The sequence below is a fragment of the Pseudomonas sp. SBT1-2 genome, from assembly GCF_028640875.1.
Taxonomy (GTDB): Bacteria; Pseudomonadota; Gammaproteobacteria; order Pseudomonadales; family Pseudomonadaceae; genus Aquipseudomonas; species Aquipseudomonas chlororaphis_I.
Genome location: NZ_JAQZAA010000073.1, coordinates 1 through 14,984, shown reverse-complemented (window position 1 = coordinate 14,984; position 14,984 = coordinate 1). Strand labels below are relative to the sequence as shown.

Sequence of the window (14,984 nt, the reverse complement as noted above, 5' to 3'; positions counted from 1 at the left end):
CAGGAGCTGTGTATGCGCACCATCGGCCTTATCGGCGGCATGAGCTGGGAGTCCAGCGCCGAGTATTACCGCCTTATCAACCAGCAGGTACGGGACCGTCTCGGCCCGCTGCGTTCGGCGCGGCTGCTAATGTACAGCGTCGACTTCGGGCCTGTCGAACAGGCCCAGCACGCCGGGCGCTGGGACCTCGCGGCAGAGATCCTGGTGGATGCGGCGCGCCGCCTGGAGGCCGGTGGCGCCGAGTGCGTGGTGCTCTGTACCAACACCATGCACAAGGTCGCCGAGCAGATTCAGGCCGTGCTGTCGGTGCCCTTCCTGCACATCGCCGACCCGACCGCCGAAGCCGCGCTCGAGGCTGGAACCCTCAGCGTGGGCCTGCTGGGCACGGCCTTCACCATGGAACAGGATTTTCTCAAGCAGCGCCTGGTCGATCGCGGCCTCAAGGTGCTGGTGCCAGACGCCGTGGACCGCCAGGCCGTGCACCGGATCATCTACGACGAGCTGTGCGTGGGCGTCATCAGCGAGACCTCGCGCCAGCGCTACCAGCAAGTGATCCAGGCCCTGATGGAGCGCGGCGCCCAGGCCATCATCCTCGGCTGCACCGAGATTGGCCTGCTGCTCAAACCGGAACACAGCCCCCTGCCGCTGCTGGACACCACCGAGCTGCATGCGCGGGCGGCGGTGGCGTTTGCACTGGAAGGAGAGTGGTAGTGCATCCAGCTCGGGCCTGACTTCCCCCTATTGACCGCCGCTAGCCTGTAGCCGCTGCCGAGCTTCAGCGAGGCTGCGATAGGTCCGAAGGACCTCAGCGATCTGAAGTCCGCCGCGCCCGTTCCGGGCGATCGCAGCCTCGCTGGCGCTCGGCAGCGGCTACAGGGGCGAATCAGGCCTGGGGCGTGCGGCGCAGGCGCGCCATGCTCAGGACGTCAACGTACTGGCCGTCGCGCACCGCGTAGTCGCGCAGCAGACCTTCGCGCTCGAAACCGAACTTGCGGTACAGGCCCAGGGCGGCTTCGTTGTCGGCGAACACCGTCAGTTCTACCCGATGCAGGTTCATCCAGTTGTCCGCCACGTCCAGCACCGCCGCCAACAAGCGGCTGCCGACGCCCTGGCCCTGCCATTCCACCGCCACGCCCATGCCGACGCCGCCGCAATGGGCGCGGCGGATGCGCGAGTACTGCTCGATGCTGCAACTGCCGATCACCGCGCCCTGGTGCAGCGCCACCAGCGATACCAGCCGTTCGTTGTTCGGCGCCAGGCGATTACGCCAGACCTCGGAAGGTTGAAACGGCATTTGCAGGGTCTGACAGGCGACCGCAGGGTCGTTGTACAGCGCGGTGATGCCCTGCACATGGGCTTCGCTGAAACGTTCGATGACGATGGTGGGGGTCTCGGCGGGCATAAAGTCTTCCTTGGTTTATGCAGTAGGGCCGTCGAGTGTAGAGCGCCAGTGGCACGGGTGGCGAGAGGGAGCATGTTGCAGGCGCCTTCTCCGGTACAACCGCCCTCCTGCAGGAGCCAGCTTGCTGGCGATTAGGCCAGTAGGTCTTGCGCCGTCCTTGAGATTGTTTCGCGAGCAAGCTTCGCTCCTACAGAAGCAGGGCGAAGCAGCAGCGTGCCGGCGGCTATTCAAACCATTCGCTGCGCTCATTGAAGGTGTGCAGGATCAGCTCCACCAGCATCCGCACCTCGGCGTCGTGCTCCACTTCGGCATTCACCGCCATCCATACCTGACGCGGCATGGCCTCGTCGAACAGCCCGGGCAGTGCTGTCAGGCCGCGGTCGAAGCGGCTCATGTAATGGGGCAGCAGGCCGATGCAGGCGCTGCAACGGATCATCTCCAGCATCAGCGCGTAGGAATGCACCTGCACCACCCCCGCCAGGCGCTGCTCCACCAACTGGTTCCACGGTCGCAGCGGCTCGACCTGACGATCCTGCTGCCACTGCACCAGCATGTAGTCGGCCAGGTCGTCGAGGCTGTCGGGGCGCGCGGCGACCCGCGAGTAACGCTTGGCGATATGCGGCAGGTAGTCCAGGCGCACCAGCGGCTGCGGCGGACTGGTGACGAAACTCGGCCCCGGTGCCGGCGAATCCACCCCGCCCAGCCACACCACCACGTCGGCGCTGAGGGCCCGCAGCGACAGCTCGCTGTCGATGGAGATGATCTCCAGGCGCACGCTGGCGTTGCGCCGCAACAGGGAAATCAGGTCGCGGCCGAGGATGTCATGCAGGATCGACTCGGCCACCGCCAGGCGCAGCAGCGGCTGTTCGAGCACCGGCAGCGTGCGTTCGTGAGCCAGGGCGATCAGTTGCGCCTTGAGTTGCTGGCCTTCGCGGCTGAGGCTCAGGGCGCTGCCCTGGAAGCTGAACAAGGAGCGACGCAACTGTGCCTCCAGGTGCGCCAGCTGTTTGCGCAGCAGCGTCGACTTGATGTTCAGGCTGCGCGCCGCCTGCATGAAGCAGCCGCAACGGGCGGTGACCAGGAAATACTGGGCCAGCTCCGGCTCGATTCCGGCGGCCAGGGCCAGCCAGGCTTCCCGGGGTTCGGCCGGAGCGATGTAGGGTGTGATGCCCGAGATCGGGGCGGGTTCCAGAAAGGACATGGGTGACTCCCTGTCGTGTGGGTGATGGCATCCATTGCACGTTGTTCATAGCGGGTCGGACGGCGTTGCCGTCCATCGCGAGCAAGCTTCGCTCCTACAGGGGGATTGCGTTGCTTGTGTAGGAGCAGCCGGTCGACGCTCGATTGCTCGCGATAGCGATATCGGCCACACCGCCCTACTTACAGTTTCTCCTCCAGCACCTTGTTCAACTGCGCGCCGTCGATACTCAGGGTCGCAGTGTCGAGCATGCCTTCCAGGTAGGCCTTGGCGATCTGCTCCTGGCGCTGCGCTCGCAGGGCCTGGGTCAGGCGTTCGCGCAACTCGTCCAGGGTCGCGGTGCGGGCCGGTTGCTGCTCAGTCAGCTTGAGCACATGAAAACCTGCCGCGCTCTGCACCGCATCGGACACCGCGCCGACCTTCAGGCGCGCCACCGCGCCGCGGACCTCGGGCAGCAACTGCTGCAACGGCTGCAACCCGGAGTCGCCGCCGCGCCGGGCGCTGTCGGGTTCCTGGGAATACTGGCTGGCCAGGGCGGCGAAGTCGCCGGGGGCGGCCTGGGCCTTCTTGCTCAGTTCCTGGGCCTGCTTGCGCGTTGCTTCCAGCGCCTGCGGGTCACTCACCGCGAGGAAGATCTGGCTGACCCGGTACAAGGCCGGGGTCTGCCACTGCGCCTTGCCCGCGTCGTAGGCCTGCTGCAACTCGGCCTCGCTCGGGTAACCGGCCGGCACCTGGCTGACCGAACGCAGGTAGTCACGAAAGACGATCTGCTCGGTGGCCACCCGGGTCTGCAAGGCCACGTCCGGACGCTGGCGCCAGCCCTGGGCATCGGCCTGTTCGAGCACAGCCTTTTCCGCCAGGCGGGTGCGAATCCAGCTTTCCAGGGCCGGACGATTGCCCCGCAGCTGCTCGCGGGACGGCTCGGGCAACGCCGCGAACAGCGCCTTGAGTTCTTCCGGTGCCACCCGCTGGTTACCCAGACGCGCCACCGCCGGGCCGTCGTCGACCGGGCTGGCGGCCATCAGCCTGGGCTGTTGCGCCGCCACCGGGTCGCTGCCCGGGCGCACGCCCAGCCACACCGCCAGCGCCACCAGGGCCAGGGCTCCGACACCGACCATCAGGCTTGGCTTCTTCACTGCGCAGGCACCTCGGCGGCCTCGGGCGTTGTTTCAGGCGCTGCTTCGGGCGCATCGGCCTGGGCCTGCAGGCGCGCGGCGTGCTGGCTGTAGTCGCGCAGGTAGACGATAAACTCCTGTAACAGCCGGTCCCAGAGTTCCAGCTGGCTGCGCAGGTGATCGTGGCTGACCCCGGCCACCACCACGTCCATTTCCATCACCAGGAACTCGCCCTGCACCGAGAGCCGGGCAAAGCGCCGCGAGGCGTTCCACAGCTCGGCCAGGCCTGCCGGCAACTCGCCCTGGACCCGCAGCGCACAGCTGAAGGTGAAGTCCACATAGCGGCCCGGTTCAGCACCCACCGCGTTGCCGAAGCGCACGGCATAGCCGATGCCCTGGCTGGCGCTGAGCAGTTGCACGATGCCGTTCTGGTCGGTCTGGTTGACCCGGTAGCCGGCGCCTTGCAGCAGTTCGGTAAGGCTCTGCGGGGTGACGCTGGCGATCAGTTGGGTTGGTTCAGTCATGCTCGATTCTTCCCTGATATTCAGTGGGTGCTCGCAGCCTGGGGGGCATCGAACTGGGTCTTGTACAGGTCGTCGCCAAAGCCCTGGGCCAGTTCCTCGAACTTGACCCGGGCGCCGCCGGCGAAGGGCTGGCGGATTTTCATCACCTCGGCCACGTCGATCTTTTCGTAGGCCGCGAGAATCTGTTTGGCCACGCCATACATCTGCTGATTCTTGACCGAACATTGCTGCACTTGTGTGTCACGTTCGCTCAATTGCGCCTGGAGCCGGGCCCGCTCGGCCTCTTTGGCCCGGGCCATGACCAGCAACTCGTCATAGGCCTTCTTGAACTTGCCGATCTGCTCGCTGCTGGCGGCCATCTGCGCCTGGGCCTGGCTGTGCAGGTTCTGCTGCTGGCCGGCCAGTTGCTCGGCGACGCCGCGGGCCTTGGCCAGGTCGGCGGTCAGTTGCTTGATCTGCGCCTGCGCCTGCCTGGCCTGGTTCTCGGCGGCGACGCGGGCGGCGCTGGCCTGGGCCTGTTCGCTCTGCAGGGCCTGCAACTGCTGGGTGGTGCTGCGCAACTGGGTGCGCAGGCGCTCCTCCATGCCTTCGGCGCTGGCCCCGCTGGCCAGCAGCACGCCCAGCGTCAACAACAGGCCGCGCCTCAACAACAGGCAGCGCCCTGCCCTGGCTCGCGCGTTCATCGCCGTACCTCTCATAGCCGTACATTTCATCGCCGTGCTTTTCATCGCAAGACTGGTCATGACAATGCCCCTTGCGCCCTAGAAGCGCGTGTTGATTTCAAGCTGCAAGACATCGATGTCGAACGGCGCGCCGTACACCGCCTCGGAGCTCAGCCAGCGGCCGGTGGCGAAGACGTTCTTGGCCAGGCCGTAGTTGCCGCCGAGGAAGTAACCCTTGGCGTTGGTGCCGCCGAGGTGGAACGAGGAATCGTTGAAGCCGTCAGGCAGCGCATCGGGCTGGATGTACTTGTAGCCGGCGAACAGGTTCCAGTCGCCCTGCTTGGCCAGCTCCAGGCTGTTGCCCAGGGTGAACTGCACCATCCAGGCGTTGGCGCCGCTTTCCAGCTCGCCGTTGCTGTCCAGGTTGTTGACGATCTGGCCTGCGGAGCGCTTGCGCATCTCGCCTTCGTCGTAGCCCAGGTTGTGGACGTAGTTGGCCTGGCTGCGCAGCTTGAAGTTCTCCGGCAGGTCGGCGTCCCACACCAGGTTCAGGTCCAGCAGGTTGAACTCCGAGGCCAGGCCGACGAACTGCGGCTGCGCGGTGGCGGCCGGGTTGAGCGGATTGGGCGTGATGTCGCGCAGCAGGAACACGCTGTTGCCCTTCTGCATGAAGGCCACGCGGCTGCCGTCGCTGTCGCAGCCCGGCGCCCCGGCCCAGGGTTCGCAGGCACTGGAGCGCTGGCCCTCGATGTCGTCGAAGCGGTAGTAGGCCAATGCGCCCTTGAGCCGGTGGTTGCTGTTGATCGCCCAGTTGGCGCCGATCTGCGCGCCGTACAGCCATTTGTTGTCGCTCTCTTCCTTGTCGAAGCCGTTGCTGGTGGAGGTGTCGTTGGTGTACTCCACCGGGAACGCGCCGACCGTACCGAACAGGCCCCAGTCACGATTGAACTTGTGGTTGAAGATCGCCGCCACGCCGTCGAAATTCAGGTCGTTGGAATACAGCAGGTCGGTGGAGAAGAACGGGTTGGCGATCCGCCCGCCGGTCAGGGTCAGCTCGTCGGTGGCCTTCCAGGTCAGGTAGCCCTGGTCGAGCCAGATGTCCTTCTTGCCGAACCCGCCGCCCAGGGTCTGGGTGGTGGACACCGGGTTGTTGTCCGAGCCGGTGCCGATGCGGATGCCGGCGGTCCAGTCCTCGGCGACCTGCGCCTTCATGCCCAGCCGGGCGCGCAGGCGGAACAGGTTCTCGCGGTCCTCGCGGGTGTTGAGCAAGGGCGGCAGGTTGGAGCTGCTGTTGGGGTTGACGTCGTACGGGCCCTTGTCGTTGAGCTTGGCGAAGTCGACGATCTCGTTGCTGTTGCTGCCCGAGTAGTAGCGCGACTCGTCGCGCAGGCGAATGTCGCCGTCGAAGCTGATGCGCGATACCCAGTCCGGGAAGGTGTTGGGCTGGGCCCAGTTTTCCTGCTTGGCGGTGGCCATGACCTCGGCCTTGACCTGGTCGCGGATCTGGTCGCGGACGATCGCCGGCACGTATTGCACCCGCACATCCCCCGGCGTCGCCGCCGGCCCTGCCGCCACCGCGGTGTTGGCCTGGCGCGCCTGCTGCGCTTCGCGCTCGGCCTGGGCGATCAGGCCGTCGGCCTGCTCCTGTTTCAGCACGCCCTGCTGCACCAGCAAACGGATCAGATTGATCGTGGCGTTTTCCGAGGGCGCAGCAGGCGCGGCCGCTACCGGTCCCACCAGGGTCGCGATGACCATGCCGATCGCCAGGGACAATCGATTCACGTTGGAAATCATTTGCACACAGCTCCTTTTGGCAAAACTTGCATCAGTCGTTCGGTTAACCCGGGCGCCGCCCCTGCAGGGACAGGCGTACAGGCAAGGTCAGGGAGGCCGGCGGCCGTTCCGTCAGGTGCGGTGCGCCGCGCAAGGCGGCCAGCACCAGGGTGTCGATTTGCGGGTTGCCGCTGGACTTGACCAGCTCGACCCGGGTGATCTCGCCGACGGCGCTCAGCCAGACGTCGGTTTGCAGCGAAAAGGCCTGGTTGCGCAGGTCCGGGTTTTCCCGCAGCACGCGCTGGAAGGTGAAGGCCAGGAACTGGCTGTAGGTGCCGTTGCCCAGGCGCCCACCGCCGGAACCGGCCATGCCGCCACCCTTGCCGGCGCCGATGTTGAAGGCGTCGCTGCCGGCCTGGGCATCGCCATCCATCTGCATCGGGTTAGCCAGATCGTCCACCGGCGACGGCGGCGCCTCTTCCTCGGGCTTGACCTGTTCCGGCTCCGGGGTCGGTTCCGGTTCGGGCACCTTCTCCTCGACCGGCGGCTCCGGCTCCTTGGGTTTTTCCGGCGGCGGTGGCGGTGGTGGCGGCAACGGGATGATGGTCGGCACCTTGGGCGCCTCGCGGCGCACCCCGCTCATGTCGTTGGCCCACTGCCAGAGCAGCCAGGCAGCGCCGGCCCCCAGCAGCAGGCCCACGCCCCACTTGAGCAGGCGCGGCGCCGTGCGGTTCTTCACGGGCGGCAGCTGGATCGGTTGTTGTGCGGTCATGGCTCAGCCCTGGCTCGGTTTGCCGGTGACCAGCCCGACCTGGGACAGCTCCAGCCGGCGCAGCAGGTCCAGGACCTCGATGACCTTCTGGTACTGCACCGTGGCGTCGCCGCGCACGATCACCGGGAAGTCCGGGTTCAGGGCCTTTTCCATGCGCAGGCGTTCTTCCAGCTCGGGCAAGGTCACCGGGTAGGCGTCGAGGAACACCTGGCCGCCGTCGTTGACCGAGATCGCCTTGGTCTTGGCCTCGGACAGCGACACCGAGGCGCTGGCCTTGGGCAGGTTGATCTGGATCCCGGAGACCTGGGCGGTGGCGGTGAGGATGAACATCACCAGCACCACCATCAGCACGTCCACCAGGGGCGTGATGTTGATGCTGTCCACTGCCGCGTCGTCATCGTCGTCGTGGGAGGCGTTCACAGAAGCCATGACGTTTCTCCTCAGGCCAGCACGCTGGCGTTGGCGTTATGCCCACGCGCGGGCGCGGCTTCACTTGACTGGCCGGCGCCATGCAGCTCGGCCAGGCGGGTGATGAACTCGTCGACGAACACCCGCATGTCGGCGCTGACTTCCTTGTTGCGGGTAATCAGCCGGTTGTAGCCAAACAGCGCCGGGATCGCGACGAACAGGCCCATGGCGGTAGCCAGCAGGGCCGCGGCCATGCCCGGGGCGATGGCGTTGATGTTCACGTCGCCGGCCATGGCCGTGCCGAGGAACACCACCATGATCCCCAGCACCGTGCCCAGCAGGCCGATGTAGGGCCCGCCGGCGATGGCGTTGGACAGGGTCGAGAGCTTGGAACTGAGCTGCTGGTTCTCGCGGGTGCGCACGCCGTCCATGGAGCAGCGGATGGCTTCGATGGTCGCCGCCGAGACCGACGAGGTGTCGGCGCCCTGCTCGCGACGGGTGCGGATCTCCTGGACCGCCACCTGGTACAGGCGCCACAGCGAGGAATGCTCCAGGCGCTGGGCCAGTTCGCGGTCGTCGGCGAACATTTCCAGGCGAGTGCCGACCCGGGCGAACTGCTCGCGGAACAGCTGGTTGGCGCTACTGACGCGGCCGACCATGCGGTTCTTGCGGATCATGATGATCCACGACTGGAACATCATCAGCACCAGCACCGCGATGATCACCCAGGCATCCACCGGCACCGCCTTGAGCAAGAAGCCCAGGCTGCCGAAACCGAAGCCCGACTGTTCTTCATCGACGCCGTACACCACCAGCTTCGACTCGGCGCCCTGGGCCGCGGCATCGGCCAACAGCAGGCCGGCGGGACGGGCCACCTTGGACAGGCGCAGCTCGTCGATGGCGCCGTTGAACGGCAGGAACGCACTGGCCTCGGTAGCGGCCTCGGCCCCCGCTACCGGCGGCAGGTCGGCGCCGATGGCCAGCGGCGAATTGAACGCCGGCAGCGCCACCGCCAGGCGGGCGCTTTCGCGGCCATTGACCCACAGCGCCAGCTGGCTGCCCTGAGCGGTCAGGGCCAGGTGCTGCCACTGCCCGGGGTTGAGCGGCTGGGTCGACACCGCGCGCTGGCCGTCGACCTCGACAAAAGGCACCCCCTGGTTGACCCCGATCAGCAGGCTGCTCGCCCCTTCACGCCGGGCCAGCAACAGTTGCTCGCCGCTGGCCTGGTCCAGGCGCAGCCAGGCGCTAAAGGTAAAGGCGCCCTCGGCGCTGTGTTGCAGCGACGGGCTGGCCGGCAGCAGCAGCGGCTGGCCGTTGAACTGCAAGGCCCGGCCGATGACCCCGTCGATGCTCGCACCGGTGGCGTTCTGCGCGTGGTTGCCGTAGGCCGTGGTGTCCTTGGCCGGGGTGCCGTTGGCGCCGTCGAAGTGATAGAGGGCGATGTAGTTCGGATCGAAGGTCAGCTGGCCGTTGGCGCTGGCCGGGGCCTTCTGGTTGCCGTAGTACATCCAGATGTCCTGGCGCTGGCCGCCCTCCACGTTCGGCACATCGACCCAGACCAGGGCCATGCCCATCAGCGGGTCGAAGCTTTCGATCTGGTGGTTGAACACAGTCTTGTCATCGGCGCTGACGAAGCGCAGGTCGGAGCCGTCTTCCTTGACCCCGTCGAAGCTGAAGTTGCCGGTGTGCAGGCGCACCAGCAGCGCGGTGCGGCCCAGGGCCTGGTTGATGGCCGCGCCTTGCGGCGTGGTGTCGATGGAGATCTGCTTGCGGTAGTGCCAGTCGTCCTGCCACCACGCCTGGGCCGTCGCCGGGAGCACGAAGCCCAGGCAGATCAACAGGGAAATCAGTAAGCGCTGCATGAAAGTTACTCCGTGAAAGATCAAAACGTCGCCTGCACACTGAAGTGCACGCGCGAGTCCTGTTTCTGGGTGTTCGGTCCATCAAGCAGCGGGTAACCCCAGTCCAGGCTGCCGGAAAGCCATTTGCTCAAGCTGGCGCGGGTGCCCAGGCCGACGCTGGCCAGGCTGTAGTCGGCCTCCTGGTCGGGAAGCTCGTCGCGCAGGTACATCCGGGCCCCTTCGGCGAAGGCGTAAAAGCGCCATTCGTTGACATAACCGCCCAGGTACTTGGCCAGGGACGGCGTGCGTAGTTCCTGGGAAAACAGGTAGCCGTCGTCGCTGGTGCGCTCGGCCGCCAGGTAGCCGCGCACCGAGGTGGCGCCGCCGGCGGAGAACTGCTCGTTGGAGACCAGCGGCCCCGAGGCCAGCTGGAACGCGGCCTTGGATGCGCTCTGCCAGTCGTTGGCGAAGGTGTAGGTGTAATTCAGATCGCCCTTGAGCACGGCGAAGCTGGGGTTGGCGCGGTAGCGCTTGTAGTCGAAGTCCTCGTCCGAGCTGCTGTAGCCGAACAGGCTGCGGGTGCCGGCCACCAGGCTCAGGCCGAGGCCCAGCTGGGAGGTCTCGGTGTAGCGGAAGCCGTTGTAGGCGAAGGTGAACGGCGCGTACTTGAGCGGCACCTTGTCGCTTTCGCCGCCCATGCTCAGTTCCTCCTCGAAGTCCTTGAAATCCACCCCGGCGGAGAACGAGTTGGCCCAACTGCCGCTGGCCGGCAGGCTGTAGATCAGCGACAGGCCATAGGAATGGCCCTTGCCCAGCACGTTGCTGCCGCCGATGGTGGCGACGTTGCTGTCGGACTGGTAGCCGGCGAACTGCAGGCTCCAGCGCTCATTGAGCGGCGCGGTGTAGGAACCGGACCAGACCTTGGCGTTGTCCTGGTCCTCGGGTGCGGTGAAGTAAGTCAGGGAAATGCTGTGGCCCAGCTGCCAGAGGTTGTTGTAGCCCAGGCTGGTGACCGCCCGCAGGTGCTTGGTGTCGGCGCTGTAGTCGTTGTTCAGGCCGACGCTGGCCTGCCAGGGGTTCTGGTCTTCCACCTGCAAATCGACGTCCATGGTGCCGGGGCGCTGGCCTTCGCGGACCAGCGGCATGACCTGGCGCCCGGGGGTCTTGTTCAGGCTCGCCAACTGGCCCTGGACCTTGGCGAAATCCGGCACCTCGCCTTCCTGCAGCGCCGACACTTCGTCGCGGATTTCCACCGGCGAATAATGCTTGGCCCCCACCACCCGCACCCGCCCGACCTTGGTCTCGCTGACCTGCAGGTAGACGATGCCATCCTCGACCTTCTGCTCCGGCAGCTCGACGAACACCGACTGGTAACCGTGGGCCTGGTAGACCTTCTGCAGGGCGTCGCGGGCGCCCTCGATATCGCTCAGGGCTTTCTGCGGGCCGAGGAAGGGATACACCGCTTCTTCGATGGCCCGGGCATCGAGCACGGTGTTGCCGCGCACGAAGTACTCATTCACATCCACCAACCGCGCGGCCGCGGCCTCGCCTTGCGCCGCACTACCTTGCACCGGTTCGCCTTCCACCGGGCCGCCCTCCTCGGCCAACAACGGCTGGCTCAGCGCAACCAGCGCCAGCCAGCCGCACACCGGCAGCCAGCGCCTGGTCGGCCCCGGCCGCCCCCTATCGAACAGATGCTCCACACCGCCCCCTAGATTTCCAAGAATGTCGAACCGCGTCGAAACCGCCGTCGCCGTCTGTACGGCGTTTGGCCGCCTCAATTGCTCAAGGTCGATGTCGTGGCGTGCTTGGCCAGCCAGCTGTGCAGCAGCGCGAAGTTCAACGAGAACTCGGGCATTTGCAGCAAGGCGCCACAGAACACTTCACCGATGATTTTCTGGATCAGCAGCACCGCCCGTGCGTCGTTCAGCAGCGTGGCGATATCGCGGCTCAGCACGCCAAGGCTCCAGACCTTCTGGTTCAGGTCCAGGCCGACGAACCAGCGAAACAGCAGGTTGTAATTGAGTTGCTCGTACAACTGCTGCTCGCCGGGCACCGAATACAGCAGCTGCAACAGCAGGATGTGCATCACCGTGCGCGGGGCGATCAGCATGCCGGGCTCGGCATCCAGGCCCTGGAGAATGTCGCGGTGCTGGTCAAGCAAGGCGTCGATCTGCGGGCGCAGCAACACCAGCGAATGGCCCGGCGGGATGTAGCTCGACACCTCCTTCAAGGCGCCCTGCCAGTCATCCTGGGAAACGATCCAGACCCACGGTGCACCGTAGCGATAGACCGATACCGGCTTCTTGCGCGCGGCTTCGACGATCTTCGACAGCCGCTGGTCCAGCTCCTGCATGCCCACTTTCGCGTAGCGTTCCATAGTCCCCATAACCTCACTCCCGGCGTCCCGCCTCGGCTCAGAACAGTGGCCAGAAGGCCCCTCAAGCGCGTCACATATCCATGACGGGACTGGCTAAGTGCTACCGAACTTTTGTCACAAAAGCTTCATTCACCAGAGGGTGGGGTTTGTTCGCGATGACAATGCTGAGAGCACCAGGTACTCGAATCGGATAGGGGATATCCAAGAAAGACGGGGGCCCCGTGAGGCCGGCCCAGATAGCACCGACCCGCCAGCAGACGAGCCGAAAAAGGCTGGAGCCTCGCGTTCATCGGGGCTCAGAGAACCTGTAGGAGCGGCCGGTCGACGCTCGATTGCCCGCGATGGCGTCGGCGCTATCGCCGGTAAGCTGGATGGACGACAAAAGACTCCCAGCCCACCGCCATCGCCGCTATAAAAACTGCCCGTCTGGCAGGTCCAGATCGATGACCCCGCTGGCAAAACCCGACGCCGCCGCCCTGGCCTTCGCGGAAAACAGCCGCAACAGCACGACTTTACCCAGCGTATCGCTGCGCAACGCCCCGTCGTGCCGGTTGCCGATCAGGACCACATCCGGCGCAATCGTCCAACCACCGGCCCGGGCATAGAAACGCGCCAAGGGTGGATCACAGGTGAAGACGCCAATATCGAGATGGCTGTGCTCCATGCAGCGGGTGGCCGCGGCGACTGTCCTCAACCCCAGGCCTTGCCCCTGATAGTCGGGATCGGTCATGACACAGCTGAGCCCGCCAATGTCGAAGGTGTCGCCAGCATGCTCGATGGTCTTCATGGCAACGGCGGCATAGCTGACCACCCTGTCGTGCGTGCAGATATAGAACGAGAATGCGTCGAACACAGGATCGTGCAGCGGTGCGACCTGCGCTTCTTCAGGCGCATCCGGCTCGGGATAGACGCGCTGCTGCAACAAGGTAAATGCTCGCTGCACGGCCGAAGAGGCCCGGTTGTAGGCAATAGCGTCGACAGCCCCCGGTTGCGAGGGTTTGAGGTCTGTCATGGGATTGTCCTTGTCTGAAGTGAATGTCGCTGCTTGTTATTTTCGTGTTGACTCAAATACTTGTTCAGCGCTGGCTTTTGCTACGTAATCAACTCCATCACTGCATATTCTATGAAGAACTTTGTCAGCAGCCCTCCCAGAATATAATGCGAGGCGATCAATTTTTTCTTGAGTGGTTCAGGAAAACTATCGACCTCATCAGCATCTAGCAGCCCCCTTTTAATAAAGTAACCGGAGTGTGCCAGAAAGCCTGCTATGCCCCCAATCACCGCCATCTTTCCCCAGGTTCCGAAATACAGAAACCCCCTTTGTTGATTGACGATGGGGCTGTTCTTGAAGTGCTCAAGTGCCTCATTCAAATGGTTGCGAATCCAATAGAGGTGCACACCAATCATAATGAAGGCCCCGAGAATAGTTCCCGCCATAAAAAAGCCAAGTACGATATGTGCAGTCGTTATTTCGTTCATTTTTCTGTTCCATAAAGCAGTTCTCCAAGAAACTTCCCGCCGCCGTCCCCCGCCTTTCCGGCTGCATAGGTACCTCCGCCGATCAGTACCAGGCCACATGCAAGCCCCCCGATACCACCGGTGGACGCTGCAACCGCAGCACAGATAGTTGCCGCGCCGGAGTTTATAAAGGGAGTAGCGATTGCCCCGATAGCTACCCCGCCTGTAAAACTCCCCGTCTCGGTAAACTTCACCTTCTCACACGCCTCCTTGCTTCCCGCCAAACAAACATCCTGCACCTTCACATAAGAGGCCCCACCACCAAGAGCCGTCCCAATCCAACCACCCCACTTTAGAATCCTGGACGCCCGGGAAACACCCTCAATATGCGTGGCGTACCCCGGTATCTGCCCCACTGCGCCCGCCTGAGTCCAGCGATGCACCAGGCTGCGACTGGAAATTCCCAGGGCACTCTTAAGGCTGGGGTGGTCAGGAAAGGCAATGCTCATTTTTGTAATGGACAGCAGGCTAGCGTCCAACTGCACGAACAGCTTTTTTCTTTCACTGAAGAACTCGACGCTGCGCAAATGCCCATCCCGCAGAAAGAACTTCTGATGAAGCGCTTCGATATCCAGCAGTGTCCTTTTCAAACCATCCATGTGGTTACCCGCGGCCGCCGTGCCGACGTTCAGTGTCGTCGAACCATAGGACAGTATCGATTCAACCTGCGCCCGATACTTGAGCATAAAGGCCGCTTCTTCATCGCTCATGGACGCCAAGGCCGCACTGACCTTCTCCGCCGCTTCCATCAGCAAGGCTTCTTCACGGGTGCATTGATAGTTGTCGGGATGACTGAGCACAACAAGTTGCCCAGGTTTGGCAGGACTCGATAGCTGAGGATTGAGCCGGCGGAATTTCTCCAGCACAGCCTCATCGGCCTGACCGAACAGCACCGTCTCCAGCGCAGCGCGGGTCATCGGCGTTTGCACGATATGAAACCCCGGTTCCACCAGATGTTGTGTGTCCTGCACGGACAGCGGCGGAGAAACGATATTGCCGTGAGCAACGCTCAGGCCGCGTACCTGATCCCGCGGCACCGCATCGGCAAACTCATTCTGCGGATACCCCTTATGAATAGCATCGGCCCAGCGCTGGGTATTGATCACCGCGGGCCCGACGTAATCGCTGTCGAGCGGGATAGCGGGCTGATTCCCGGAGCAGACTGTCCGCTGAGTAGCGATCAGGCGGTTGGCCCCGGTCGGGCAGCCACACTGCACAAGGCCACCCTCCACCGCCGTGGCTTGGTGGTTATCCGCCCAGGTGTGATGGCCTTCGGCGATAAAACCCACCGTCTGGCACACCGGGCACCAGACCGGGTCGGCAATGCGGGCGACCCGTTGATCCACAACAAAGGTGGTGGCTGATCCGGCAATGACTTTGCCGCCGGTTGT

The 14,984-nt window shown here is 64.6% G+C and carries 15 protein-coding genes; 1 reads left to right on the top strand and 14 read right to left on the bottom strand.

The window, feature by feature from the left end; all coding sequences use genetic code 11:
* Positions 1-12 precede the first annotated feature (12 nt).
* Positions 13-711 (top strand): aspartate/glutamate racemase family protein, encoded by a 699-nt coding sequence (locus PVZ78_RS12190; protein WP_273828737.1) that lies wholly within the window; start codon positions 13-15, stop codon positions 709-711.
* A gap of 172 nt (positions 712-883) precedes the next feature.
* Here PVZ78_RS12190 and PVZ78_RS12185 read toward each other — a convergent pair whose 3' ends face one another.
* The 14 genes from PVZ78_RS12185 to PVZ78_RS12120 form a co-directional block, all read right to left on the bottom strand.
* Positions 884-1,402: a GNAT family N-acetyltransferase gene (locus tag PVZ78_RS12185; protein ID WP_016704724.1), complete on the bottom strand. Its 519-nt coding sequence runs from the start codon at positions 1,400-1,402 to the stop codon at positions 884-886.
* Between the two features lie 223 nt (positions 1,403-1,625).
* Positions 1,626-2,603 carry a LysR family transcriptional regulator gene (locus tag PVZ78_RS12180; RefSeq protein WP_009048787.1) on the bottom strand — a complete coding sequence of 326 codons (978 nt, stop codon included), beginning with the start codon at positions 2,601-2,603 and terminating at the stop codon, positions 1,626-1,628.
* 179 nt (positions 2,604-2,782) lie between these two features.
* Positions 2,783-3,736: a peptidylprolyl isomerase gene (locus tag PVZ78_RS12175; RefSeq protein WP_028682428.1), complete on the bottom strand. Its 954-nt coding sequence runs from the start codon at positions 3,734-3,736 to the stop codon at positions 2,783-2,785.
* The gene (locus PVZ78_RS12170) at positions 3,733-4,239 is read right to left on the bottom strand and encodes a YbjN domain-containing protein (protein WP_009048785.1); all 507 of its coding nucleotides are present in this window, start codon (positions 4,237-4,239) and stop codon (positions 3,733-3,735) included. The genes PVZ78_RS12175 and PVZ78_RS12170 overlap by 4 nt, the downstream gene beginning before the upstream one ends.
* Positions 4,240-4,259: 20 nt before the next feature.
* On the bottom strand, positions 4,260-4,922 hold the full coding sequence (locus PVZ78_RS12165; RefSeq protein ID WP_039968014.1) for a hypothetical protein: 663 nt from the start codon (positions 4,920-4,922) through the stop codon (positions 4,260-4,262).
* Between the two features lie 78 nt (positions 4,923-5,000).
* Positions 5,001-6,695, bottom strand: a complete 1,695-nt coding sequence (locus PVZ78_RS12160) for a putative porin (RefSeq protein ID WP_009048783.1) — start codon at positions 6,693-6,695, stop codon at positions 5,001-5,003.
* Between the two features lie 43 nt (positions 6,696-6,738).
* Positions 6,739-7,446 carry a TonB C-terminal domain-containing protein gene (locus tag PVZ78_RS12155; protein WP_009048782.1) on the bottom strand — a complete coding sequence of 236 codons (708 nt, stop codon included), beginning with the start codon at positions 7,444-7,446 and terminating at the stop codon, positions 6,739-6,741.
* 3 nt (positions 7,447-7,449) lie between these two features.
* Positions 7,450-7,875 (bottom strand): ExbD/TolR family protein, encoded by a 426-nt coding sequence (locus PVZ78_RS12150; protein WP_009048781.1) that lies wholly within the window; start codon positions 7,873-7,875, stop codon positions 7,450-7,452.
* An 11-nt stretch (positions 7,876-7,886) separates the two neighbouring features.
* On the bottom strand, positions 7,887-9,716 hold the full coding sequence (locus PVZ78_RS12145) for a DUF2341 domain-containing protein (RefSeq protein ID WP_009048780.1): 1,830 nt from the start codon (positions 9,714-9,716) through the stop codon (positions 7,887-7,889).
* Positions 9,717-9,736: 20 nt separating this feature from the next.
* On the bottom strand, positions 9,737-11,398 hold the full coding sequence (locus tag PVZ78_RS12140; RefSeq protein WP_273828736.1) for a ShlB/FhaC/HecB family hemolysin secretion/activation protein: 1,662 nt from the start codon (positions 11,396-11,398) through the stop codon (positions 9,737-9,739).
* 74 nt (positions 11,399-11,472) lie between these two features.
* Positions 11,473-12,084, bottom strand: a complete 612-nt coding sequence (locus tag PVZ78_RS12135) for a transposase (RefSeq protein ID WP_169897782.1) — start codon at positions 12,082-12,084, stop codon at positions 11,473-11,475.
* Positions 12,085-12,484: 400 nt separating this feature from the next.
* Complete coding sequence (locus PVZ78_RS12130) at positions 12,485-13,087, bottom strand: GNAT family N-acetyltransferase (protein ID WP_273828735.1); 603 nt, start codon at positions 13,085-13,087, stop codon at positions 12,485-12,487.
* Between the two features lie 80 nt (positions 13,088-13,167).
* Positions 13,168-13,554, bottom strand: a complete 387-nt coding sequence (locus tag PVZ78_RS12125; protein WP_028682433.1) for a hypothetical protein — start codon at positions 13,552-13,554, stop codon at positions 13,168-13,170.
* Positions 13,551-14,984, bottom strand: a 1,434-nt coding sequence (locus tag PVZ78_RS12120; protein ID WP_273828734.1) for a PAAR domain-containing protein, incomplete at its 5' end; no start/stop codon positions are given. The genes PVZ78_RS12125 and PVZ78_RS12120, both read right to left, overlap by 4 nt.

Coding starts and splice junctions, on each gene's coding strand:
- PVZ78_RS12190 (WP_273828737.1), top strand. CDS start 13: ATGCGCACCATCGGCCTTATCGGCGGCATGAGCTGGGAGTCCAGCGCC.
- PVZ78_RS12180 (WP_009048787.1), bottom strand. CDS start 2,603: ATGTCCTTTCTGGAACCCGCCCCGATCTCGGGCATCACACCCTACATC.
- PVZ78_RS12170 (WP_009048785.1), bottom strand. CDS start 4,239: ATGACTGAACCAACCCAACTGATCGCCAGCGTCACCCCGCAGAGCCTT.
- PVZ78_RS12185 (WP_016704724.1), bottom strand. CDS start 1,402: ATGCCCGCCGAGACCCCCACCATCGTCATCGAACGTTTCAGCGAAGCC.
- PVZ78_RS12155 (WP_009048782.1), bottom strand. CDS start 7,446: ATGACCGCACAACAACCGATCCAGCTGCCGCCCGTGAAGAACCGCACG.
- PVZ78_RS12150 (WP_009048781.1), bottom strand. CDS start 7,875: ATGGCTTCTGTGAACGCCTCCCACGACGACGATGACGACGCGGCAGTG.
- PVZ78_RS12130 (WP_273828735.1), bottom strand. CDS start 13,087: ATGACAGACCTCAAACCCTCGCAACCGGGGGCTGTCGACGCTATTGCC.
- PVZ78_RS12145 (WP_009048780.1), bottom strand. CDS start 9,716: ATGCAGCGCTTACTGATTTCCCTGTTGATCTGCCTGGGCTTCGTGCTC.
- PVZ78_RS12125 (WP_028682433.1), bottom strand. CDS start 13,554: ATGAACGAAATAACGACTGCACATATCGTACTTGGCTTTTTTATGGCG.
- PVZ78_RS12135 (WP_169897782.1), bottom strand. CDS start 12,084: ATGGGGACTATGGAACGCTACGCGAAAGTGGGCATGCAGGAGCTGGAC.
- PVZ78_RS12160 (WP_009048783.1), bottom strand. CDS start 6,695: ATGATTTCCAACGTGAATCGATTGTCCCTGGCGATCGGCATGGTCATC.
- PVZ78_RS12165 (WP_039968014.1), bottom strand. CDS start 4,922: ATGAACGCGCGAGCCAGGGCAGGGCGCTGCCTGTTGTTGAGGCGCGGC.